Here is a 24,195-nt window from a genome sequence, read left to right as displayed (position 1 = left end):
GAAACGGTAGCAAAGCCCGAAACATTACTGCCCGTCGTAGGTCGCCTCCCTCGCGGAGGCGTGGATTGAAACAACGATTTTTTGTAGCATGTAGGCAACCGTTGCATGTCGCCTCCCTCGCGGAGGCGTGGATTGAAACGTGATAACTGCTATGGATTGCTAGATGATCGTCTAGTCGCCTCCCTCGCGGAGGCGTGGATTGAAACCTGTCAATAGTGTTTTCAATTCCGACAGAATTACTCGTCGCCTCCCTCGCGGAGGCGTGGATTGAAACTGCCAGGCAGCCTCAGAGGTCTGCTTCAGCCCGGTCGCCTCCCTCGCGGAGGCGTGGATTGAAACCATCCTGTCGCTTTGTGCATCGGTTGCTGGTTTTTGTCGCCTCCCTCGCGGAGGCGTGGATTGAAACATTGCAGTAATTCGTAGCCTGCATTTCGCATGTCGTCGCCTCCCTCGCGGAGGCGTGGATTGAAACAGTGCGGCGTGCTGTAACTCGCAAAATATCACGGTCGCCTCCCTCGCGGAGGCGTGGATTGAAACTGAAGAGTACCTTTGATGTTCTCAATATGTCCTGGTCGCCTCCCTCGCGGAGGCGTGGATTGAAACCGTACTTGATGCGGTGTTTGGGTGTCAAATCTGGCGTCGCCTCCCTCGCGGAGGCGTGGATTGAAACTCCGATTGGTTTGGAGCGGTAATTTACGGGTTAGCGCGTCGCCTCCCTCGCGGAGGCGTGGATTGAAACGCGCGCTGGATTGATCTGACCGGAGGTGTGTTTCGTCGCCTCCCTCGCGGAGGCGTGGATTGAAACCGTTCGGCTGGAACGACAAGCGCAAGCAGGAGTGGTCGCCTCCCTCGCGGAGGCGTGGATTGAAACTGATAACAAAACCGAAAATCGAAACACCTCCCCAAGTCGCCTCCCTCGCGGAGGCGTGGATTGAAACAACCGTTTGCGCAAATTGGCCGCTTCCGACCTGAGGTCGCCTCCCTCGCGGAGGCGTGGATTGAAACATCAACCCAACGATAAAAATCCTTCGCGTCACACCGTCGCCTCCCTCGCGGAGGCGTGGATTGAAACTCGATACAACCGCAGCAGCGCCCGTGCCGCCTTGGTCGCCTCCCTCGCGGAGGCGTGGATTGAAACACCCGTACTGATTCGTCATGCGCAGTACTCTGCGCGTCGCCTCCCTCGCGGAGGCGTGGATTGAAACCAAGAACAATGAGCAAAGCAGCATCGCGCTCGCTGGTCGCCTCCCTCGCGGAGGCGTGGATTGAAACTCAACTGGTCGGTTGCATCCTTGCGGGCATACAACGTCGCCTCCCTCGCGGAGGCGTGGATTGAAACGACTGCAAAGCCAAACGACATCTGATCAACATCACGTCGCCTCCCTCGCGGAGGCGTGGATTGAAACCTTGCGTTGACTTTGAAACCGGCGATGAAATGTCGCCTCCCTCGCGGAGGCGTGGATTGAAACTGACGGCCTGGGTTGAGCCTGCAGTGAAGTACGTCGCCTCCCTCGCGGAGGCGTGGATTGAAACACAACCATTATGCAAGTCGTGTCACAGCCGCAAGAGTCGCCTCCCTCGCGGAGGCGTGGATTGAAACACGTCTGCAAGATATGCGGACGCGAGCAATTCGATGTCGCCTCCCTCGCGGAGGCGTGGATTGAAACCCCTCCGGAAGCAGAAGACGACCGCTATCAGGGTCGCCTCCCTCGCGGAGGCGTGGATTGAAACTTTTCCCGTCCATTGACTGACAGTATGGGCAGGTCGTCGCCTCCCTCGCGGAGGCGTGGATTGAAACATCCGATGTCTCAGGCTCTTGGTAAGTCTTGGGCTGTCGCCTCCCTCGCGGAGGCGTGGATTGAAACTCCCTCCGGAAGCAGAAGACGACCGCTATCAGGTTGTCGCCTCCCTCGCGGAGGCGTGGATTGAAACCCAGACCATGATGTCACCGTAGGTGGCGGTTCGAGGGTCGCCTCCCTCGCGGAGGCGTGGATTGAAACGCGTATCAAAATCACTCTGCCGAATACTCAGTATGGTCGCCTCCCTCGCGGAGGCGTGGATTGAAACTGCTGCATCCCGTGGGTATGACGCAAACTGGCGCGTCGCCTCCCTCGCGGAGGCGTGGATTGAAACCGCAGGACTGGCTGGAACACCGCGATCTGGTGAAGTCGCCTCCCTCGCGGAGGCGTGGATTGAAACAAGAACTGACATTTGTTCGACCCAACGAACTCGAGTCGCCTCCCTCGCGGAGGCGTGGATTGAAACAAGTGACTGATACGCCAGTGCTGGAGTAAGAGTCGCCTCCCTCGCGGAGGCGTGGATTGAAACGCACACCTGCTTATAATACATCACCCGTTGCTCTGTCGCCTCCCTCGCGGAGGCGTGGATTGAAACGGCGCAGTATATTCGACAACATCGGCAGATTGTTGTCGCCTCCCTCGCGGAGGCGTGGATTGAAACTCTTTGGGGAGAATGTCAAGGTGAAGGCATGAACGTCGCCTCCCTCGCGGAGGCGTGGATTGAAACACCATAAAGGTTTTGCGGGATGAAATAACCGCCTGTCGCCTCCCTCGCGGAGGCGTGGATTGAAACTAGACGAAATTCGGCGAAGTGTTGGAGGCGGTACGTCGCCTCCCTCGCGGAGGCGTGGATTGAAACAAATTGCAACGGCTGACGACGAGAACCGCGCGCCGTCGCCTCCCTCGCGGAGGCGTGGATTGAAACTATGAGCATGCAACTCGTCAATGATTGCCCCGTGTCGCCTCCCTCGCGGAGGCGTGGATTGAAACTGGTCAACTCTACTTCTATGAGGTTGGGTTCCAGAAAGTCGCCTCCCTCGCGGAGGCGTGGATTGAAACCGTTATTTTTCTCTGGCACGTGCGGGTATAAGGTGAGTCGCCTCCCTCGCGGAGGCGTGGATTGAAACTGTTGTGCAATTGGTGAGCGCTGGAATCATGGATAGTCGCCTCCCTCGCGGAGGCGTGGATTGAAACAGGCTCACCGGATGATAAGTCACTCTGCACCTCCGTCGCCTCCCTCGCGGAGGCGTGGATTGAAACCAAACTGCAAAGTACGGAGTTTATAAACTTCACGTCGCCTCCCTCGCGGAGGCGTGGATTGAAACACTTTGTGCCTTTGCCATTGCTCATCCGTCATAGTCGCCTCCCTCGCGGAGGCGTGGATTGAAACCATGAGCGCGCCGATGAAAGAGCTGGAGAAGTTGAGTCGCCTCCCTCGCGGAGGCGTGGATTGAAACGAGTGACATCAAAGCCAGCCTTGTGCGCATTGAAGGTCGCCTCCCTCGCGGAGGCGTGGATTGAAACATCTGCCCGTCCTGCTCATACCAGCGGTCGGTTTGTCGCCTCCCTCGCGGAGGCGTGGATTGAAACCGCGTTCCTCCGCACATGATTGCTGATCTCGACGTCGCCTCCCTCGCGGAGGCGTGGATTGAAACTTCGTAATGGCGCGCCAGGTGTTTATACACGCTTGTCGCCTCCCTCGCGGAGGCGTGGATTGAAACTTTGAGTAAACGGGAGGAACATAATATGAACGAGGTCGCCTCCCTCGCGGAGGCGTGGATTGAAACGGCAACAATGCAGAGCCAGGGTTTGTATTAGTACAGTCGCCTCCCTCGCGGAGGCGTGGATTGAAACCCATGCATGAGAGAGGGAGTCAATCACCAATACTGTCGCCTCCCTCGCGGAGGCGTGGATTGAAACGTGAACTGGAAGAACTGAATCCGCTCCCGGACGGTGTCGCCTCCCTCGCGGAGGCGTGGATTGAAACTTACGTGGATGCTTTTGCGTCACGCGAGGCTTACGGTCGCCTCCCTCGCGGAGGCGTGGATTGAAACCTGAAGCAGACCGCGCTGGGGTTGAGCGTCATCTGTCGCCTCCCTCGCGGAGGCGTGGATTGAAACTTGCGGAGGGCGGAGAGAAACTCGTAGCAAAGCAGTCGCCTCCCTCGCGGAGGCGTGGATTGAAACACTCCACTGATTGAACACCGCTGCATAACCTTCAGTCGCCTCCCTCGCGGAGGCGTGGATTGAAACTTCCAGAGTGTGTGATAGAAATGGTTGATTATTCTCGTCGCCTCCCTCGCGGAGGCGTGGATTGAAACCCTGATAAGCCGTTTACTTGATAGCGCAACCGCAGTCGCCTCCCTCGCGGAGGCGTGGATTGAAACCGTTCTGCAAATCCAAAGGTAGAACATCACTCATAGTCGCCTCCCTCGCGGAGGCGTGGATTGAAACATGCTCAGTCCGGATCATAACGGAAAGGCTTACACCGGCGTCGCCTCCCTCGCGGAGGCGTGGATTGAAACAGCGCACGGAAGGCATCAGGATTCATGATGCGGGCAGTCGCCTCCCTCGCGGAGGCGTGGATTGAAACAACGGACAACTCAAACTTTGCCAACGCTTTTTGGTCGCCTCCCTCGCGGAGGCGTGGATTGAAACCGCGCTCAGTGTCAATGACTGCAATTTTTCCCCCGTCGCCTCCCTCGCGGAGGCGTGGATTGAAACCCGGTTCGGCCGGGATTATGCGGGTTATTGCGCAAGTCGCCTCCCTCGCGGAGGCGTGGATTGAAACAGTGACGTATAAGCCAGCGCAACAATACGAGTACAGTCGCCTCCCTCGCGGAGGCGTGGATTGAAACAAAGTGATTGGCACCAGGCTGGGCGCGAAAAGGGATGTCGCCTCCCTCGCGGAGGCGTGGATTGAAACCGTAAACGTTTCCAACTGGTCAAACTCAATCAGGGTCGCCTCCCTCGCGGAGGCGTGGATTGAAACAAATAATCTGCCGTATTTTTCAGCCGCCAGCCGGTCGCCTCCCTCGCGGAGGCGTGGATTGAAACTGTCGAGGAGATGACTAATGGCGAGTATTATGCGCGTCGCCTCCCTCGCGGAGGCGTGGATTGAAACACCAAACGCTAAAGGCTCATGGCGTAATATTCGCGTCGCCTCCCTCGCGGAGGCGTGGATTGAAACAAATTCTGTAATCTTGTTCCTGACGGGAGCAATCCGTCGCCTCCCTCGCGGAGGCGTGGATTGAAACATACCACCAGTAAGCATGACATCATGAATCTCTCAGTCGCCTCCCTCGCGGAGGCGTGGATTGAAACAGTGATTGGTAATTGCTCTAATATCCTCCATTCTATGTCGCCTCCCTCGCGGAGGCGTGGATTGAAACAGGAAGATGTACAAGAGATTTTGAAGATTCTAAAGGAGTCGCCTCCCTCGCGGAGGCGTGGATTGAAACGCTATGGCTTCGTAATCGTATGAGCCACGGCCTTGTCGCCTCCCTCGCGGAGGCGTGGATTGAAACGAGGAGAAATGAAATGAACGAATCAACACTTGCGTCGCCTCCCTCGCGGAGGCGTGGATTGAAACATGGGATGGAAGTGGAATAATTGCGCGCGGTGTACGTCGCCTCCCTCGCGGAGGCGTGGATTGAAACGCACATACTCAGTCCGGCTGCGCATGGTGGTAATGTCGCCTCCCTCGCGGAGGCGTGGATTGAAACTTGGAACGGGCGGGCGCGAGGCGCGTTGCGGCTTGTCGCCTCCCTCGCGGAGGCGTGGATTGAAACCTCTATCAGGAACTGATGAAATGGAGGAAAAATGTCGCCTCCCTCGCGGAGGCGTGGATTGAAACCGCATGTAGCGGACAATTGAGCCAATGATCATCGTCGCCTCCCTCGCGGAGGCGTGGATTGAAACTTCATGAGAACGGACAACGGCACGATAACGATTGTCGCCTCCCTCGCGGAGGCGTGGATTGAAACTCCTTTTCAAAAACAATCAGTTTTTCTCTATCGTGTCGCCTCCCTCGCGGAGGCGTGGATTGAAACACTTTGAAAGGTGCACAATTCCAGCACTCTACAGTCGCCTCCCTCGCGGAGGCGTGGATTGAAACAACGCACTCCTGGCGGCGGTGAAACCTTCCGGGTGTCGCCTCCCTCGCGGAGGCGTGGATTGAAACAAAGGTGGCGGCGGTGCGCTGGTTAGAGTACACGGTCGCCTCCCTCGCGGAGGCGTGGATTGAAACGGGTAACGGCAACTGGTTGTACCAACTCATGTAGTCGCCTCCCTCGCGGAGGCGTGGATTGAAACACGGTCACCGAATCCGCACCCTCTTCACGCTCCACGTCGCCTCCCTCGCGGAGGCGTGGATTGAAACTAATGCGCCGCCGGTGGCGCGGATTGATTCGTTGCGTCGCCTCCCTCGCGGAGGCGTGGATTGAAACTCTACCGTTGCCATTCATCCTCCTGCTATCTGCTTGTCGCCTCCCTCGCGGAGGCGTGGATTGAAACGTAGATTTGCTCCGGCGTGTATTTCGGCTCTTCGGGGTCGCCTCCCTCGCGGAGGCGTGGATTGAAACGGGAATCGCTGATGAAAGCCGCAGCAAAAGCAAAGTCGCCTCCCTCGCGGAGGCGTGGATTGAAACACGACAGATGTCAGCAAATAATGGTGCAATAATGTCGCCTCCCTCGCGGAGGCGTGGATTGAAACAGCCCTGTGGCGGTATCTCACCAGTCGGAATACTGAGTGTCGCCTCCCTCGCGGAGGCGTGGATTGAAACTGGAATCTGATCAATCAGGGAGGGAAAACATGTCGCCTCCCTCGCGGAGGCGTGGATTGAAACTCTTTATGAAGAACTAGAAAGGAGATTGAAATGAGTCGCCTCCCTCGCGGAGGCGTGGATTGAAACCTCGAAGATTGAAAGGGGGTGGGTGGGCCTATATGGTCGCCTCCCTCGCGGAGGCGTGGATAAATATGTTTTGATTACTCAGTCACTAGGTAACTAATATGATTCGCCAACAAAAAAGGCGAGGATGTGGAAAACACCCTCGCCTGCTGTCGGGGCGGGCGGATTTGAACCGCCGACCTCACGGACCCGAACCGTGCGCTCTATCCGGGCTGAGCCACGCCCCGAAACTGAACTTATTTTACCCTACACCCTCGGGGATGGCAAGGAAATTTGCCAAAACTGGATCGGTATTTTCTCCGTTGATTTTTCCCCAACTTGATATAGAATATATACAACGAACTGGTTGGGAGCGTTAACAATGGCCGAACTCAACCTCTCTATCATGGATCGCGGTCCAGACACGATGACTTACCTCAAGCCATTACTGGACCAGTTTTATCATCAGCAAAATATTCGGGTCAATGTCAATCTCATTGGATGGCAGAACGGACGCAGTGAACTGGTACGGTATGCCATCTACCATAATTCCCCAGATGTGTCTGAAGTGGGCACAACCTGGACCAGTGATCTGATTGCCATGAACGCTCTACGACCTTTCTCCCCAAACGAAATCGAATCCATGACCCAGGTGGGAGACTTCCTTCCTGCGGCATGGGAAAGCACACATCTAGCAGGTAAAACAGATACCGTATGGTCGATTCCATGGCTTGCTGAGAGCATTCTGGTACATTACCGTAAAGATTTACTGGCAAAGGCTGGATTAGATCCATCCACTGCATTCAGCACACTCCCTCAATTCCAAAAGACAGCCGAGGCGCTTCAAGCCATTGGCATTCCTATACCCGTTGCATTACCTGGCAAGAACAGTAACACGGTATTACTCCAAGCCCTGGCTTCGTGGATCTGGCGGTTTGGCGGAGATTTTGTCTCGACAGATGGGAAGAAAATTCTTCTCACTTCTCCAGAAGCCTATAACGGCATGGAAGCCTTTTTCAATCTCCTGAAAACGGCTACTGTTGAAGGCTTACAACTGCTCGATTCGCTGGATGTCTATGGCGCACTCCATCAAGGGTATGCCGCAATCGGGTTGGGTGCGTTATGGTTACGAAACCGCACTGAAGCAACCCGCCCAGAAATTTACGAACAACTGGCTACAGCGCGCATCCCGGGTATTCCGTTTGTAGGTGGTTCCAATCTGGTCATCTGGCGGGAAAGCCGGCGTGAACAAGCCGCCCTGGAACTGGTGCGCTTCCTGACCAGCCCGGCATCGCAAATTTATTATGGACGGGGTGCAGGAATGCTCCCTACAAGAATCAAAACGCTTAACCTGGAGGATTACCAGTCTGACCCCGCTGCCCAAGCCATGATCGAATCTCTTAAAGCAGGACGACCTTTCCCCAGTGTGCCACTTTGGGGCATCGTGGAGGATCGTCTTAAGATGGCACTCTATCAGGTATGGATGTCGTTCATGCGCAATCCCAACCTCAACCTTCGGGAGACCCTGGAGCAAATCATCGGCCAAACGGCAAAGCAACTCAGTCTGACGCTCTCTCAAGGCTAAGTTTCCATCTCTCCTCAGGAGCGTACATGGTACATCCCCTCAACCACCCATTTGTAGGTGGTTAACTCTCTAAGTCCCATTGGTCCTCTGGCATGAATTCTTTGTGTAGAGATGGCAACCTCTGCACCTAAACCGAACTGTCCCCCATCGGTGAAACGGGTGCTGGCATTCACATATACTGCCGCCGAGTCCACTCTCTGGACAAACTTCTCTGCCAGCGCCGTGTTCTGAGTTAGAATGCCATCTGAATGACCGGTGCTGTGCTGTGCAATATGCTCAATGGCTTCTTCCAGATCATTTACGACACGAATCCCTAAAATCAGGCTCAACCATTCTGTATCAAAATCTTCCGGTTGGGCACGTGATATTCTTATCCCCTGATAGTCCTTAAGAATATCCCACGCAATTTCATCCACTTTAAAAGAGACACCTGCATCCCCAAGGAGCCTCACAACTTCAGGCAAGAATATATCCGCAATAGACCGCTGGACCAGTAAAGTATCCAGCGCATTGCAAACTGTTGGACGCTGCACCTTGGCATTAAGAATCACCGGCAACGATTTTTCTAAATCAGCACTTTCTTCCACGAAGAGATGGCAAATCCCTATACCCCCCGTAATCACCGGAATCCGACTGTTCTTGCGGCAAAACTCGTGCAATGAGGCACCACCTCGCGGAATGATTAAGTCAACAAATTCATCCAACTGCAGAAGTTCATATACGTACTTTCGGTCGGGATCATCAATCCACTGAACACAATTCTCAGGCAATCCTGCCTCCATTAGCGCCTGATGAATCACCCGAATCAGAGCCCGATTGCTTTCTATAGTCTCGGAGCCACCGCGCAAAATGACTGCGTTCCCTGACTTAATCGCCAGCCCTACCACATCTACCGTCACATTTGGGCGTGATTCATAAATCACCCCTAACACTCCCAACGGGACTCTTCGCTTATGCAAACGTAATCCGTTAGGCAATACCCTTTCTTCAAAGATTTCCTCGAGAGGGTCCGGTAAATGCGCTACCCGCCGGAGATCATCGCTCATCCCTTGTAAACGAGAAGGGTTGAGCAAAAGACGATCCAGCATGGCTTCAGAAAGCCCCAACTCTCGGGCTCGCTGGACATCCTGACCGTTGCCCTCCAGAATCTCCTCTGCATGTTCCAACAACTTCTCAGACAATATACTCAAAGCCTCTGTCCGCTGTTCAGAAGCCACGCTCGCAAGTTTCCTGCCCGCCCATCGCGCCTGTTTGCCCATCTCATGCAGATTCATGTTCACCGTTCCTCATGAACACCATGTGATTATGATGCACAACTTCCTCGCCAAAGGTGTATCCCAAAATAGATTCGATCTGGTCCGAATGCTTCCCCGCAAAACGCTGGACTTCAGAGGAGGAATAATAAGTGAGTCCCAAAGCAATTAACTTGCCCTGCTCATTTAAAATGCGGATAGTATCCCCGCGTTCAAACTCCCCCTCCACACGGATAATCCCGACTGGCAAGAGGCTCCCCCCTCTGGACAATGCCCGCGCTGCCCCTTTGTCAATCCAAACCCCTGCCTGTACCTGATGTCCGGCGAGTAGATATCGTTTGCGCCCTTCGAGATGACTGATCATCGGTGCAAATCGAGTTCCCAGTTTTTCATTATTGACTATACGAATAATAATATCTTCTTCATTACCCTGGGCTATCCACACCGTGGTACCACTTCGGCGTGCTAAATCAGCGGCACGTAATTTCGTCAGCATCCCACCAGTCCCCAAGCCACTGCGACTCCCCCCCGCCGCTTCCCATAATGTATCGGGAATCTCTTCGGCAGGCACCTCTCGAATCAGACGGGCACCCGGAACTACCCGGGGATCAGCCTCATAAAGTCCCGCCTGATCGGTAAGCAAAATCAGATCATCTGCTTCAACCAGGGCTGCCACCTGTGCCGAAAGGGTGTCGTTATCCCCAAAACGAATTTCTTCCGTTGCCACAGTATCATTTTCGTTGACAATCGGAAGAATTCCCTGTAAAAGCAAGGCTTCAAAGGTATCTCTAGCATTCAGATACCGCTTGCGATCCATCAGATCAGCCCGCGTTAGGAGCACCTGCGCTACTCGCTGACCATAGATGGCAAAATATTCGGTGTACATTGCCATCAAACGGGGTTGCCCCACCGCTGCAAGCATTTGTTTTTTGGGAATGAAACGAGGTAACTCAGGATAATTTAAGACTTCCCGTCCTGCTGCAATTGCCCCAGAAGAGACCAGAATAATATCCACCCCTTTCGAACGCACAAGGGCAATCTGCCGGGCTAAATCCACCATGCGAGGTGGTGAAAGACGTCTTCCTCCATCGGTAAGGGTTGATGTTCCTACCTTGACAACAATGCGCTTTCCCTTCCGCATAGACTCATGTTACCTTTCCAAAGACTGCAGAGATTTTTCGGCTAACTGCTCCAGCATGGCGGTGGTCAACGATTTAGGGCGTTCAATGGGTTTTCCCAGAATCCGCCCCCAGACAATATGGGCAGTCAACCCCAGAATGCGACTCATCCCAAACAATACGGTATAAAAATCAAATTCTTTTACACCATAGTGATACTGCAACGCCCCATTGATGGCATCTACATTCGGGTATGGATTCTTGACCTTACCATTCTCTGCCAGAATAGGCGGAAGCACCTCAAATACTCGCCCTATTAACTCGATATTGGGATCGTTCGAAATGTACTTTTTGGCAAATTCATACTGCACAGTGAAACGCGGATCAGTCACCCGTAACACTGCATGTCCATATCCCGGAATCAGTTTGCCTGCCTGGAGTTGCCTGCGCAGGTGATCCGTCAGTTCTTCTTTACCAGGAACATGACCTCCAAAAGCCTCCCGCACCTGCAACACCCAGCGAATGCATTCCTGATTTGCCAGCCCGTGCAACGGCCCTGCCAAACCGTTCATACCCGCTGCACAGGAAAGATAGACATCCGAAAGTGCAGAACTGACCAGGTAAGAAGTATGAGCACTGACATTTCCGCCTTCATGATCAGAATGAATCACAAAGAACAGGCGACACAAATCCTGGTAACGGAGATCCTCTGCCTTGCCAATCATTCGGGCAAAGTTAGCACTCCAATCCAGTTCAGGTGAATAAGAGACAATTTCCTCATTACGATATTTATAGTTGTAAATAAACGAGGCAATCCCGGGCAACTTGGCGATTAAGTTCATACTGTCTTCCAGGTAGTACTTCCAGTAATCGCCTTTGGGCAGACCTTCGGAAGTAAACATTTGCTCCGCATACTTACTGGCGAACTGTGAGGAAGGTTGAAGTGCCATAATCGCCACGGAAAACAGCGTCATGGGATGGGTATCCCTTGGGAACTGCCGAATAACCTGATAGACATGTTCGGGAATTTGACTGCGCGACGCCCATTCCTGCTCCACTTCATCCGCTTCTGCCTCATTCGGCAACCGATCCGTCATCAGCAAATAGTACAAACCGCCTACCAGAGGGAAGTCGCTTCCCGGCTTTTTCGGCAGGTATTCAAGCACCTCTGGAATGGTGTAGCCCCGCAACCGAATCCCCTCATAGGGATCCACATAAGAAATATCGCTGACCTGAATCTGTACGCCCCGAATGCCCCCGTAAATTTGCTCTACGGTAACATCACACACTTTCAAAGAACCAAACTGAGTGCGCAAACGGTTTACCCGCTCCCGCCATGCGGGTAATTGCTCGGTAATCGCCTCAATCATCTTCATAAACAGGTTTCCTCCTTTGGCTGGCTTTTAAGGTCCCTCCCTGGACGTTTATCGGAACAAAATTTGAGACAGGAACTGGCGCGTGCGCTCAAACCGCGGGTGGTCAAAAACCATCTCCGGCGTCCCCGACTCGACGATACAGCCCTCATCCATAAAATGCACCTCATCAGCCGCAGCGCGAGCGAACCCCATCTCATGAGTTGCCACCACCATCGTAATCCCCGCCTTTGCTAAATCGAGCATTACATCCAGCACCTCTTTAATCATCTCTGGGTCTAAAGCACTGGTAGGCTCATCAAACAGTAAAATTTTGGGTTTCATCGCCAGTGCTCGGGCAATGGCAACCCGTTGTTGTTGCCCACCGGATAACTGGGCAGGATAATTATGGGCTTTCTCGGCAATCCCCACCCGCTTCAACTGCTCCATGGCAATGGTTTCAGCCTCTTCCTGAGAGCGTTTGCGCACAATGCGTTGTGCCAAGGTAATATTCTGCAAAACGGTAAGATGAGGATAAAGATTAAAGTGCTGGAAGACCATCCCAATATCCGCGCGCACCTGGTTGATGATTTTCTCATCCCGGCTCAGGCGCTGACCATCGACCCAGATTTCCCCTTCATCCTCAATTTCCATGTGATTCATGCAACGCAAGAGCGTGGATTTTCCCGAACCACTGGGGCCGATCAGCACAACCACACTGCCACGTTTGACAGTCAAACTGACGTTACGCAACGCCTGTACTTTGCCAAAAAATTTTGAGACGTTTTTGACGATGATGATGTCATCGGTGCTGGCCATGACTCAATCCCCTCTCTATGGCTTTGACGCCCAGCGATAGAACGAGCGTCATGATCAAGTACAGCACTGCCAGCGTGGTAAACGCTTCGGGATAACGGAAGGTCTGCCCTGCGTACAAACGTGCCACCTGGGTAATATCCCGCACCGCCAGTACAGAAACCAGCGAGGAATCTTTGAGCATGGAAACAAAATCATTGCCTAATGCCGGCAGAACATTGCGAATGGCTTGTGGCAGAATGACATAGCGCATGGCTTGCCAGTAGGTCATGCCCTGAGAACGCGCCGCCTCCATTTGTCCTTTGGGAATGGACTGGATACCAGCCCGAAAGACCTCAGCCGAGAAGGCGCCATAAGTGACCGAAAGCGCAATGATCGCACGGATTTGCATGGGAACGCCGCTATTTTCCAGTTGAGTGAGCCCCCCAGCCCAGGTCAACCCTGCCTCAACCAGCACTCTTCCCAGGGCATTTAAGGCCGAGGTCACTGCCGGAACTGCCACAAAAGCAATGAAGAAAATCAGCACCAGCATGGGAATGCCCCGGACAATTTCCACATACAACGTGCTGAGGTTACGGAAAAACACATTTCGAGCAATCCTTCCCAAGCCAGCCATCAACCCAATCACCAGCGAGATGACAAATGCCGTCAGCGTAGTGGTAATGGTCACATGAATGCCGGCTTGAATGAAAACAAATGCCTGATTGTACGAGGGTTGAGAGAAAATCACGCCAAGGGTTGCCAGTGCTATGCTCACCATAGCCACAAACCACCATGGAAAGTGCTCCAGTCTGCTTTGCAAGGACTCTTTGGGAAGACTCAACACGGGTGAGCGCGGAATACTTGATTCTCCTGAAGCCATATCTACCTCCTGAACGCAGAGTCGAGGGGAAGGTAGAGAAAAGCCTCTACCTTCCCCTTACGAATTCTTATTTCACATCTGACTCGGTGAGTTTGAAATCGGGGCCAAAATATTTCTGATTTAAGCGATCCAGCGTACCATCGGCTTTCATGGCTTCGATGGCTTTATTGAACGGTTCAACCAGATCGCTTCCTTTAGGAAAGATGAAACCCAATTCATCGCTGGAAATGGAAGGTCCAATCAGTTCGAGTTTCTCGGCGTTTTCCCCCCGATACCCCTGCCCGGCAGTTTCATCAATGATCACCGCGTCCACATCACCGGAAATCAAAGCCTGTACTGCAAAAGCGAATTGCTCAAACCCTTTGATGCGTGATTCGGGAAGATATTTTTTGGCAGTTTCGTAATTCGTGGTGTTAATTTGAGTGCCCAGCACCAGCGCCTCATTTGCGGCAAACTCTTCAATAGAGGCAAAGCGAGTTTCTCCTTTGCGTACCAGCAAACGCTGATTGATGCTGATATAGCCAATGGAGAAATCTACAATTTGTTTACGATCCTCGGTGATGGTGATGCCATCTGCCGCCATGTCGTATTGTTTATCGGCAACCGCCTGAATCATGCCATCCCAAGCGGCTTCCACAAAGACAGGCTCACAATGCAAGCGGGTGCAAATTTCCCGCAAGGCATCGTAATCCCACCCTCCGGGCTCTCCTGTAGCCACCAGGATATAGTTGAAAGGCATATAGGCATTTTCAACCGCCACAGTGATTTTTCGGCACTGTAAATCTACCAGCGCAGTATCTGCAGAACCTAGACAGCCCGTTTGCGCGTTTCCTTGAGACTCTTGCGATGTTTCCCCAGCTGAAGAACCGCTCGATGGAGCGCAAGCCGAGAGCACCAACCCAAACACCAGCACCAGGAACATCCAAATAGACAAGCGTTTCATTTTCTCCTCCAAAAACTATTGGTTTTAATCAAAAAAGACCTTCCTTCCGGAAGGTCTTTTTTCTCTCTTTTGTGCTTGCTCTTCATAAACGCGAAGAGCCCGCGCCTTCTCGGAAGGAGGGGAATCGCGGGATTCGCTTAGGGGAAATCTGGTAAGCAAGCATAACTCGTATCATATTGGGCGCATTTATAAATGCGGACACAAAATGTGTCAAGGTAAAATCATAAAATCCCCTGAAAAATCACCCAAATGGGTTAAATTTTCGCCAATTCCAGGAAAATGGCTGAATTATAATGACCCTCATCCCATTAATCCCAAAGGAGGGGAGCATGTCTGCGTCTAGATCCTCGGCTATTCCCGCCATTCTGAAAACGTCTCAGGGGACGTATTTCTATTACCCTCTCGACCAGTGGGAAGGGATATCCAGGGAAAGTCTTCAACGATTGCCTTTCTCTATTCGAATTTTGCTGGAAGGTTACCTTCGGAACAGCGCCCATCCTAGAGTAAGCCAGCAAAGCATTTCGGCACTGGCAAACTGGGCACCACAGGCAACCCATCGTCCCATTTTACAGTTCTTTCCCGGCCGGGTAGTGCTGCAAGATTTTACCGGCGTTCCGGTGATGAACGATCTTGCCGCCATGCGCGCCGCTCTGGTGCGATTGGGAGGAAATCCGGAAAAAATCAATCCCGTTGTGCCGGTGGATTTGGTTATTGACCACTCAGTACAGGTAGATTACTTTGGAATTCCAGATGCTCTGAAACTCAACGTCCAGTTAGAATTTGAACGCAATCGTGAGCGCTATGAGTTCCTCCACTGGGCACAGAAAGCCTTCAAGAACTTCCGAGTTGTGCCCCCTTCCTCAGGAATTGTCCATCAGGTAAATCTCGAATATCTGGCGCGGGGAGTGCTTACCTCTTCACAAGATGGCACCACAGTCGTCTTCCCCGAAACGCTGGTGGGGACAGACTCTCACACCACCATGATTAACGGGTTAGGCGTGGTTGGATTTGGCGTTGGAGGGATTGAAGCCGTTGCCGCCATGTTAGGCGAACCGCTGGAATTTGTCACTCCCGATGTCATTGGCCTGCGTCTGACCGGGAAACTTCGGGAAGGCGTCACCCCCACAGACCTGACTCTGACTATTACCCAACTGCTACGCAAGCACGGTGTTGTCGATAAATTTGTAGAATTTTTTGGGCCCGGTCTGGTCAATCTATCCCTAGCCGACCGAGCGATGATTTCTAACATGGCACCTGAAAGTGGTGCAACCGTGCTCTACTTCCCTGTCGATCAGCAAACGCTGGCTTACCTTGCATTGACCGGCAGACCCACCGAACTTGTAGAAGCTTACTATCGCGCACAGGGTCTTTTTGTTATGCCTGAAACTCCCGAACCCGAGTACACAGCCGTTCTTCACCTGGACCTAGAAAGCATTGAACCCAGTCTGGCAGGGCCCAAACGTCCACAAGACCGTGTGCCTCTCCCTCAGGTAAAAAAGAACTTTCGCTCTTCTCTCTCAAAGCCCAAAACCGAACGCGGCTTTGGACTTTCTTCAGAAGATTTGGGAAAGGAAGCCGAATACCGCTCCAATGGATACCGGGAAACCCTGAAACATGGCGCCGTTGTGATTGCTGCCATTACCTCCTGCACCAATACCTCAAATCCCTATGTCATGCTTGCGGCGGGATTGCTGGCAAGAAATGCTGTTCTCAAGGGATTGCGCGTCAAACCCTACGTTAAAACCAGTCTTGCTCCGGGCTCCAAAGTAGTGACCGCATATCTGGAAAAATCAGGGCTGGATAAAGCCCTATCGGCACTGGGTTTTGATGTGGTCGGATATGGTTGCACTACCTGTATTGGTAATTCAGGTCCGTTACCACAACCTGTGATTGAAGCCATCGAAAGTGGTGGACTGGTAGCCGCAGCAGTGCTTTCTGGAAACCGTAACTTTGAGGGACGTGTCCACCCCTACGTGCAGGCAAATTATCTTGCTTCCCCTCCTCTAGTAGTTGCCTATGCGCTGGCGGGCACTGTAGATATTGATCTTACTCAAGAGCCCTTGGGCGTTGATCGGCAGGGGAATCCTGTTTACCTGAAGGATCTCTGGCCCTCTGCTGAAGAAATCGAACAACTGATCCAAGACCTCGTCCAGCCGGAATTGTTCGCTAGTGAGTACGCGGATCTATACTCAGCCAACCCCCAATGGTCACAAATCCAAAGCCCAAGTTCTCTGCTTTACGAGTGGAATCCGGCATCCACTTATTTACAGGAACCACCCTTCTTTGAAAACCTTTCCAAAGAACCTCAATTCCTGTCTGACATCCAAAATGCTCGGGTGTTAGCGCTCTTTGGCGATTCCATCACCACAGATCACATTTCCCCGGCAGGAAATATCTCCCCAACCAGCCCGGCAGGGAAATACCTTCTGGAGCATGGCGTGCCGGTCAGCGAGTTTAACTCGTATGGTTCGCGCCGGGGAAATGACCGTGTGATGACTCGCGGTACATTTGCTAACATCCGCTTAAAAAACCTGTTGCTGGGTGGCAAAGAAGGTGGATACACAATTCACTTCCCTGATGGGGAAGTTCTTCCGATCTATGACGCCGCGATGAAATACCGTGAGGAAGGCGTCCCCTTGATTGTCATTGCAGGGAAAGAATACGGCACCGGCTCCAGCCGCGACTGGGCGGCGAAAGGTGTGCAACAATTAGGAGTGCGCGCCATCCTTGCCGAATCCTTTGAGCGCATTCATCGTTCCAACCTGGCAGGAATGGGCGTGCTTCCACTGGTATTCAAGCCCGGAGAAAACGCTCAATCCCTTGGGCTCACAGGGCGGGAAATCTACACCTTGAAGGGAGTATCTCAAATTCAATCCCCGGGTGGAGAACTCACTGTACAGGTAACCCGAGAGGATGGCAGTACGTTCGAGTTTCAGGTCACCATTCGATTGGATACCCCTAACGAAGTCTCCTATTTCCACCATGGAGGTATTCTGAATACTATCCTACTGAACTGGCTCTAAACCTCATACAATCCCGAGCAACTCCCTGCTTCCAATTCACCTTGAAGGGAAGCAGGGAGTATAATAACCAAAACTCATCTTCAACCCAAGCACTCAGGAGAATCGAAATCTATGGGAAACAAAAAAGTACGCGTTGCCATCATTGGGGTAGGAAACTGCGCTTCGTCTCTGGTACAGGGAGTGTATTACTACCGTAACGCCGCCGATACCGACCGCATTCCTGGATTGATGCACGTCAATCTGGGCGGATATCACATCAGCGATATTGAATTTTCTGCAGCATTTGATGTGGTAGATACCAAAGTAGGAAAAGACCTTTCCGAAGCCATCTTTGCTTACCCAAACAACACCTATCAGTTTACCAAAGTGCCGCATCTGAACGTTCCGGTCTCTCGCGGAATGACTCATGATGGCTTGGGGAAGTACCTCTCACAGATTGTCAAGAAAGCGCCCGGTCCAACCGCCGATATCATCAAAATTCTCAAAGATACCGGCACGGATGTAGTGATTAACTATCTACCAGTGGGCTCCGAGATGGCAACCAAGTGGTACGTGGAGCAGGTGCTGGAAGCCGGTTGCGGGTTTGTCAACGCCATTCCTGTCTTCATCGCCAGTTCAGAGTACTGGTCGGAGCGCTTCCGCCAGAAAAATTTACCCATCATCGGAGATGACATCAAGTCTCAGGTGGGCGCCACTATCCTGCACCGCGTTTTGACCAGTTTGTTTGTCGATCGCGGTGTGCGCCTGGACCGCACCTATCAGATCAACTTTGGAGGCAATACCGACTTCCTGAACATGCTGGAACGCGAGCGCCTTGAGTCCAAGAAAATCTCCAAGACTGGCGCGGTGACCAGCATGCTCCCGTATGACATTGGAGAAAACAACATCCACGTTGGTCCCAGCGATTATATCCCATGGTTAACTGACCGCAAATGGTGCTACATCCGCATGGAAGGGACCACCTTTGGGGATGTTCCCTTGAATCTGGAAGCCAAACTGGAAGTATGGGATTCTCCCAACTCAGCCGGCGTGGTGATTGACGCTGTACGCTGTGTCAAACTGGCAATGGATCGTGGAATCGGTGGACCTTTGTATGCCCCCGCTTCTTATTTCATGAAAACACCCCCCAAACAATTCAAGGATGAAATTGCCCGGGAGATGACGGAAGCCTTCATCCGGGGTGAAACCGCCTAATCGCTTCTTTGCAGGGCTTTCCATTGAGGAAAGCCCTGAGTTTTCCTCTGGTACAATAACCATGATGAAACCATTAGGGGTAAACGTTTTACAGGGGTGTTTGTGGGGATGTCTCTTTCTTTTGGGGATTGTGGGATGCACAGTCCAACCTCTGCCTACACCTACACCCACACTCAACGTGCAGGAAACCAGTCTCTTCCACGAAGCCATTCTTACAGCAACTTATGCCATTCCTGAACCTACATCAACTCCCACCACAGTGCCATCCTTTACTCCAACGCCAACACAGCCCCCTGTCCCACCCGAACTTCCGAGAGTATTTCAAACCTCGCTTTTGAATCCGATGGATCATCCCCATCCGTACATTCAGGATACCTGTCAGGTTTTGAAGAACCGCTGGAAAATGGGAAAATCGGCTCCGGGGACGGTGGTGATGCCGATCATGTTCCACTCTATCACCGATGGAGAGGTCAATCATCCTTATCAAATCAGTGCCCATCAGGTTAAGGAACTGTTTCAAGCCTTAGAACAAAAAGGCTTTGAAGCCATCAGCATGGAACAACTGGCAGGCTTCTTGCAAAGCAACGATTATATTCCCCCGCGCTCGGTGGTGCTGATTGTGGACGACTTGCACTCCGCTTCTTATTACCGGGATCACTTCTACCCTTACCTCCACCCTCATGGCTGGACAGTGACCAACGCATGGATCAGCGAGCCTGAAGCCAGCCGTCGCGTGCGGGATGAAAATATCGCCCTCCAACGTGAAGGTTGGGTAGATCACCAAGCACATGGGGTGGTACATAACATTAATATTGTCGAATTTAAGCCGGGCACAACGATTGAAACATCTCTGTACGGCAAAGTGGATGTGGAAACCTTCATTTACCGTGAACTGCAAGGTTCTCGAGAAGCCATCCTGGAAACCTTTGGAAAAGCACCGATTGCCTACATCTGGCCCGGCGGCAATTTCAGCGCCAGAGCCGTACAAGTTGCGCGGGAAGTAGGTTATCAGTTAGGATTCACCGTAAACCCACGGGGACCCTTGATGTACAACTGGATTCCGCTGGGGGATGAAATTGATCCCAAACGCCCGGCACTGCTTCCGGAAAATTATGTGCAGGATCCCCTCATGGTTCTGCCCCGCTACTGGGACAAAGATGCAATTCTCTATCTGGATACTGTCATCCGAATTGGCGAAGAAGCACGTGCTTATGCCCTGGAAAACCGGGAACGCGAATTAGAATACTACCGTCTGGTGTGTGAGCCACATGTGGACACAACTTCTATGCCCTAACCTGAAGAAATTAATCCAGCGTCTTGGGACGTTTCTGATCGCCGCAGGGTTGCTCAGTGCTTGTGTGCGTCCCTGGGGGAGCACCTCGATTTTTGACATTCGCGCTGTTTCAACCCCGCAACCCACTTTATTCGTTCCTCCGGGCACACCGCAACTTGTGGAAACACCTGTAGAGATACCAATCTCCACACCTGCGATGCAAGCCGAAGAAGACATTCCACCCTTTGAACCTACCCCGCAACCCAAAACCTATATAGTACAACAGGGAGATACCCTGGGAAATATTGCCCGCCAGTTCAACGTGGATCTGGCCTTGCTGATTGCCGCGAACAAGTTATCCAACCCTGACCGAATAGATGTGGGCCAGGAACTGATTATTCCAATGATTGAGGACTTTCCTCAAGGACCGGACTTTATCATTCTTCCTGACTCCGAACTGGTTTTCGGGCCCTCCACAACTACCTTTAAAATGGGCACTTTTGTTGAAAACCAGCCTGGTTTCTTGAAAAATTACCATGAAAATCGCAATGGAGAAGCCTATTCGGGCACCGAATTGATTGAAAAAATTGCCCGCGACTTCTCCGTTAACCCACGATTGTTGCTTGCCGTGCTGGAATACCAAAGCGGCTGGCTGACCAATCCTTCCCCACCCGCAGAGACGCGCAAATATCCGTTGGGTTATTCCAATTCGCAAATTACCGGCTTATACCACCAGATTGGCTGGGCGGCGAACATGCTTAATTATGGATACTATCTGTGGAAAGCCGGCGGGGTCAAAGGATGGGTGCTGGCAGATCAAACCTATGTACTTGTACCCGAATCCATCAATGCCGGCACTGCGGGCGTTCAGTACCTTTTCAGTTTGCTTTACGGCAAGGATGAGTGGGTGAAAGCCGTAAGTTCACAAGGGCTGTATGCCACATACACGCGTTTATTTGGATCGCCTCAGGAACTGGCTTTTGAGCCGCTCATTCCAGCAGACCTAACCCAACCTGAGATGGTGCTTCCCTTTGCTCCGGGAAGCATCTGGTACTTCACCGGGGGACCGCACCCTGCCTTTGGAACTGGCTCTGCATGGGGAGCGCTGGATTTTGCACCCCCGGGAGAGGCTTACGGTTGTTATACCAGCCCCGAATGGGTTACCGCGATGGCAGACGGTTTGATTGTGCGCAGTGGGGATGGAGCAGTGGTACAGGATTTAGATGGAGATGGATATGAGCAAACCGGCTGGACAATCCTCTATTTCCATATTGCGTCCAGTGGCAGAGTACAGGAAGGACGCTTTCTGAAAGCCGGGGATGACATTGGACATCCGTCCTGCGAAGGCGGAGTATCCAATGGCACGCACTTACACATCGCCCGCCGGTATAATGGAGAATGGATTTCTGCAGACGGCACAATTCCTTTCGTACTCAGTGGATGGGTCTCTGCAGGGGACAGTATCCCTTATGAGGGACGATTAATCAAAGGCGAGCAGGTTGTTACTGCATGGGATAAACGTTTAGATGAGAATCAGATTGGCTGGTAAACTTTCCAACCTCTGGACACTTGTGATTATCGCAGGTTTGCTGAGTGGGTGCGTACGCGGCATGAACGGTGCCGGACAATCGCCATTCAGTTTTGGACAGAAAAGCCAGTTAGCACTGGTCGAAACCGTCACCACCGGAGAAGAACAGTCCGAAAGGGTAAGCACCAGAGTTGCTCCCCCTCAAATCACCCCTACGCCCAAAGAAAGCCCCACCCCTGCCCCCCCCATTCTGTATTACACACAAGCCGGAGATACGTTAAGTGCTCTGGCAGCGCGTTTTGGGGTCGCAAGAGAAGAAATTTCCTCCACCCAATCTTTACCGGAAAATGGCTTGCTGGACCCGGGCATTCTTCTCATCATTCCTGACAAACTGGGCGAAACCACGTCATCAGAACAGGTCATGCCCGACAGTGAAATCGTTTTCTCCCCCTCTGCGCTGGACTTCGACATTAACAAGTATGTGACCGAGGCTGGCGGTTATCTGACTACCATTCAGGAGTGGCACAGCAACGGATGGAATAGCGGTGCGGCTTCTGTGTACAAAGTGGCTATTGATAACTCCATTAACCCTCGATTGTTGCTGGCAATTCTTGAGTATCAGAGCCACTGGGTAACCGGACAACCGGAAAATCTTGCCCAAACGGATTTCCCGGTTGGCTATCTGAATTACCAGAAGAAAGGGCTGTTTGCTCAACTATCCTGGGCAGTTCAGCAGTTAAACATTGGATACTACGGCTGGCGCGAAGGACGTCTGACCAGCCTGACGTTTCAAGATGGTACAACGATGAGACTGGCACCCGACTTGAATGCCGGGAGTGTAGCCGTTTTGTACCTGTTCTCGCAACTTTACGATCAGCCCCACTGGGCAGCCGCAGTGTACGGCTTAGAGAGTATGCCAGCCTTATACGAAAAAATGTTTGGCAGCCCCTGGTTGAGGGCTCAATCTGTTGAACCATTATTCCCTGCAACCCTGACTCAACCCCCCATGGAACTGCCTTTCCGTCCCGGAAAGCCCTGGAGTTTAACCGGCGGGCCTCATTCTGCCTGGGGACCGGACGGCGCGCGGGCAGCGCTGGATTTTGCCCCGTCCACCACTGAAAAGGATTGCTACGTCTCCACCGATTGGGTCACGGCAATTTCCAGCGGGCTGGTAGTGCGCTCGGAGTATGGCGTTGTGGTTGTGGACCTGGACGGCGATGGCTTTGAGCAAACTGGCTGGGCAGTGCTGTATCTGCATATCGCTACTAACGATCGTGTTCCCGTAAACACCTGGGTCAATACCGATGACCGCATCGGACATCCATCCTGCGAGGGTGGACAAGCTACCGGCACTCATGTTCACGTTGCCCGAAAATACAACGGCGAATGGATTCTGGCGGATGGCCCCATGCCGTTCGTTTTGTCTGGATGGCGCGCAGTAGCCGGAGAAAAACCTTATCAAGGGGCTCTCATCAAAGAGGAGAAAACCGTCAAAGCCTCTATATATGGGGATTACTCGTCCTTAATTTCGCGGTAATCCTGCCAGAGAACCCAAACCTCCTGCACAAATTCACCAATTTTCTGATGAAGGCGGTCAAAGTTTGGCTCACCCTGTGACTGCCCCACGATGCAAATCAGCAGAACGGGATAATAGGGAATTTCAACCAAGCCACAATCTCCCACGGTAAGAGGAACAGTCATAGACCCTCTTTTGTTATAGATGCGACTTTCCTCAGGAAGATATGGCTTAAGAGTCCAAAGGCGTCCGTTATCGCTGGGAGTTTCCTCTGCCAACCATGTCAGCATTTGTTCGCTGGCAGACTCACTGAGACATTGCCGGGTGTAAAGGCATTCCCACAAAGTACTTAAGTCATGAATTGAAGCACGGCGAGGACGAAATCGAATGGATGGGGCTTGCCACCTGTCCAAAATCTGCTGAACTGCATTCTGATGAACTCGTTCAAACAAATCGCGTTCGAGAATTTCTGTAGCATCTTCTTCGCTGTACACCAGCATGGCACGTAACAATTGCCGGTAACTACGCCCGGCACCGGTTGGACCTTTATCCAGCACCAAGTCCAAAGGTTCTTCCGTTCCTTTTTCCAGTGTCTCCAGGACCAGCATCCCCAAAGGAACTTTGACTATGGAAGCGGGATGAATTATCTCATCAGAACGCCATTCAAAAAGTACTCGCCCACCCAGTTCTTTCACCCATACATGCCAGTCCGCACCATCTTCCAGCATCTGACTCAAGGGTTGAACAGCAAAAGACTGAAAAGCAGGAGCCTGGGTAATGGACGGCAATGGCTCGCTGGTCTCAGGAATAATCACAGGAGAAGGGGTAGGTGAAAAGGAGGGAATGGGAATAGTGTTTTCGGATGAGACAGGTAAAGCCGTTAGAGATTGAGACATCGAAGAATTGCATGAAGCCATGCCCCATAATAAAACGCCCAGGGAAAGTCCCAGCAACCTCTTCTGCCAATTTCTCATGAAAAAGATTATAAAGCGTTATAATCCTCCCCGTGAGAAAAGTCTGGAAACGTTTTCTTCGGGCAGGAATC

Annotated in this window: 13 protein-coding genes, 1 tRNA gene and 1 CRISPR repeat array (1 of these 15 cut by a window edge); of the genes, 6 read left to right on the top strand and 8 right to left on the bottom strand. The window is 52.4% G+C overall.

The genetic code is table 11. The features are described 5' to 3' along the window. Nucleotides 1–6,778: a CRISPR direct-repeat array (repeat unit 32 nt; unit sequence GTCGCCTCCCTCGCGGAGGCGTGGATTGAAAC); it reaches 8,124 nt to the left of the window's first position. A gap of 82 nt (nucleotides 6,779–6,860) precedes the next feature. After that, a tRNA-Pro gene (locus ANT_RS06125) sits at nucleotides 6,861–6,935 on the bottom strand. Nucleotides 6,936–7,069: 134 nt separating this feature from the next. On the opposite strand from ANT_RS06125, the gene ANT_RS06120 reads away from it, so the two are divergent. Continuing rightward, a complete protein-coding gene (locus ANT_RS06120) occupies nucleotides 7,070–8,272 on the top strand; it encodes an extracellular solute-binding protein (RefSeq protein WP_013559643.1) in 1,203 nt (400 codons plus the stop codon). A 14-nt stretch (nucleotides 8,273–8,286) separates the two neighbouring features. Here ANT_RS06120 and ANT_RS06115 read toward each other — a convergent pair whose 3' ends face one another. From ANT_RS06115 to ANT_RS06090, 6 genes are all read right to left on the bottom strand, one after another. Continuing rightward, nucleotides 8,287–9,546, bottom strand: coding sequence for a glutamate-5-semialdehyde dehydrogenase (locus tag ANT_RS06115; protein ID WP_041454751.1), 1,260 nt, complete (start codon nucleotides 9,544–9,546; stop codon nucleotides 8,287–8,289). Further along, nucleotides 9,533–10,666: a glutamate 5-kinase gene (gene proB / locus ANT_RS06110; protein WP_013559641.1), complete on the bottom strand. Its 1,134-nt coding sequence runs from the start codon at nucleotides 10,664–10,666 to the stop codon at nucleotides 9,533–9,535. Before proB ends, ANT_RS06115 begins: the two co-directional genes overlap by 14 nt. Nucleotides 10,667–10,675: 9 nt before the next feature. Beyond that, nucleotides 10,676–12,019 carry a citrate (Si)-synthase gene (locus ANT_RS06105; RefSeq protein WP_013559640.1) on the bottom strand — a complete coding sequence of 448 codons (1,344 nt, stop codon included), beginning with the start codon at nucleotides 12,017–12,019 and terminating at the stop codon, nucleotides 10,676–10,678. Nucleotides 12,020–12,067: 48 nt separating this feature from the next. Beyond that, nucleotides 12,068–12,814, bottom strand: a complete 747-nt coding sequence (locus ANT_RS06100) for an amino acid ABC transporter ATP-binding protein (protein ID WP_013559639.1) — start codon at nucleotides 12,812–12,814, stop codon at nucleotides 12,068–12,070. After that, nucleotides 12,798–13,673, bottom strand: coding sequence for an amino acid ABC transporter permease (locus ANT_RS06095; protein ID WP_013559638.1), 876 nt, complete (start codon nucleotides 13,671–13,673; stop codon nucleotides 12,798–12,800). The genes ANT_RS06100 and ANT_RS06095 overlap by 17 nt, the downstream gene beginning before the upstream one ends. A gap of 67 nt (nucleotides 13,674–13,740) precedes the next feature. Beyond that, the gene (locus ANT_RS06090) at nucleotides 13,741–14,616 is read right to left on the bottom strand and encodes a transporter substrate-binding domain-containing protein (protein WP_013559637.1); all 876 of its coding nucleotides are present in this window, start codon (nucleotides 14,614–14,616) and stop codon (nucleotides 13,741–13,743) included. Nucleotides 14,617–14,945: 329 nt separating this feature from the next. Here ANT_RS06090 and acnA point away from each other — a divergent pair, with 329 nt between their 5' ends. The 5 genes from acnA (at nucleotide 14,946) to ANT_RS06065 (ending at nucleotide 23,171) form a co-directional block, all read left to right on the top strand. Next, on the top strand, nucleotides 14,946–17,639 hold the full coding sequence (acnA, locus tag ANT_RS06085; protein WP_013559636.1) for an aconitate hydratase AcnA: 2,694 nt from the start codon (nucleotides 14,946–14,948) through the stop codon (nucleotides 17,637–17,639). 111 nt (nucleotides 17,640–17,750) lie between these two features. Further along, nucleotides 17,751–18,833 carry an inositol-3-phosphate synthase gene (locus ANT_RS06080; protein WP_013559635.1) on the top strand — a complete coding sequence of 361 codons (1,083 nt, stop codon included), beginning with the start codon at nucleotides 17,751–17,753 and terminating at the stop codon, nucleotides 18,831–18,833. Beyond that, nucleotides 18,820–20,127 carry a polysaccharide deacetylase family protein gene (locus tag ANT_RS06075; protein WP_013559634.1) on the top strand — a complete coding sequence of 436 codons (1,308 nt, stop codon included), beginning with the start codon at nucleotides 18,820–18,822 and terminating at the stop codon, nucleotides 20,125–20,127. Before ANT_RS06080 ends, ANT_RS06075 begins: the two co-directional genes overlap by 14 nt. Next, nucleotides 20,102–21,655 carry a LasA N-terminal domain-containing protein gene (locus ANT_RS06070; RefSeq protein WP_013559633.1) on the top strand — a complete coding sequence of 518 codons (1,554 nt, stop codon included), beginning with the start codon at nucleotides 20,102–20,104 and terminating at the stop codon, nucleotides 21,653–21,655. The genes ANT_RS06075 and ANT_RS06070 overlap by 26 nt, the downstream gene beginning before the upstream one ends. Continuing rightward, nucleotides 21,633–23,171 carry a LasA N-terminal domain-containing protein gene (locus ANT_RS06065; RefSeq protein ID WP_041454742.1) on the top strand — a complete coding sequence of 513 codons (1,539 nt, stop codon included), beginning with the start codon at nucleotides 21,633–21,635 and terminating at the stop codon, nucleotides 23,169–23,171. Before ANT_RS06070 ends, ANT_RS06065 begins: the two co-directional genes overlap by 23 nt. Here the strand turns inward: ANT_RS06065 and ANT_RS06060 are convergent. Continuing rightward, complete coding sequence (locus ANT_RS06060; protein ID WP_013559631.1) at nucleotides 23,147–24,124, bottom strand: serine hydrolase; 978 nt, start codon at nucleotides 24,122–24,124, stop codon at nucleotides 23,147–23,149. The two genes, ANT_RS06065 and ANT_RS06060, sit on opposite strands and share 25 nt — an antisense overlap. Nucleotides 24,125–24,195: the final 71 nt, after the last annotated feature.

Source organism: Anaerolinea thermophila UNI-1 (genome assembly GCF_000199675.1).
In the GTDB taxonomy this organism is placed as follows: domain Bacteria; phylum Chloroflexota; class Anaerolineae; order Anaerolineales; family Anaerolineaceae; genus Anaerolinea; species Anaerolinea thermophila.
The sequence above is the reverse complement of the archived record's forward strand: the minus strand, read 5'-3'. Positions and strand labels throughout refer to the sequence as shown.

Coding starts and splice junctions, on each gene's coding strand:
- ANT_RS06070 (WP_013559633.1), top strand. CDS start 20,102: ATGTGGACACAACTTCTATGCCCTAACCTGAAGAAATTAATCCAGCGT.
- ANT_RS06115 (WP_041454751.1), bottom strand. CDS start 9,546: ATGAATCTGCATGAGATGGGCAAACAGGCGCGATGGGCGGGCAGGAAA.
- ANT_RS06120 (WP_013559643.1), top strand. CDS start 7,070: ATGGCCGAACTCAACCTCTCTATCATGGATCGCGGTCCAGACACGATG.
- ANT_RS06100 (WP_013559639.1), bottom strand. CDS start 12,814: ATGGCCAGCACCGATGACATCATCATCGTCAAAAACGTCTCAAAATTT.
- ANT_RS06090 (WP_013559637.1), bottom strand. CDS start 14,616: ATGAAACGCTTGTCTATTTGGATGTTCCTGGTGCTGGTGTTTGGGTTG.
- ANT_RS06060 (WP_013559631.1), bottom strand. CDS start 24,124: ATGAGAAATTGGCAGAAGAGGTTGCTGGGACTTTCCCTGGGCGTTTTA.
- acnA (WP_013559636.1), top strand. CDS start 14,946: ATGTCTGCGTCTAGATCCTCGGCTATTCCCGCCATTCTGAAAACGTCT.
- ANT_RS06080 (WP_013559635.1), top strand. CDS start 17,751: ATGGGAAACAAAAAAGTACGCGTTGCCATCATTGGGGTAGGAAACTGC.
- proB (WP_013559641.1), bottom strand. CDS start 10,666: ATGCGGAAGGGAAAGCGCATTGTTGTCAAGGTAGGAACATCAACCCTT.
- ANT_RS06095 (WP_013559638.1), bottom strand. CDS start 13,673: ATGGCTTCAGGAGAATCAAGTATTCCGCGCTCACCCGTGTTGAGTCTT.
- ANT_RS06105 (WP_013559640.1), bottom strand. CDS start 12,019: ATGAAGATGATTGAGGCGATTACCGAGCAATTACCCGCATGGCGGGAG.
- ANT_RS06065 (WP_041454742.1), top strand. CDS start 21,633: ATGAGAATCAGATTGGCTGGTAAACTTTCCAACCTCTGGACACTTGTG.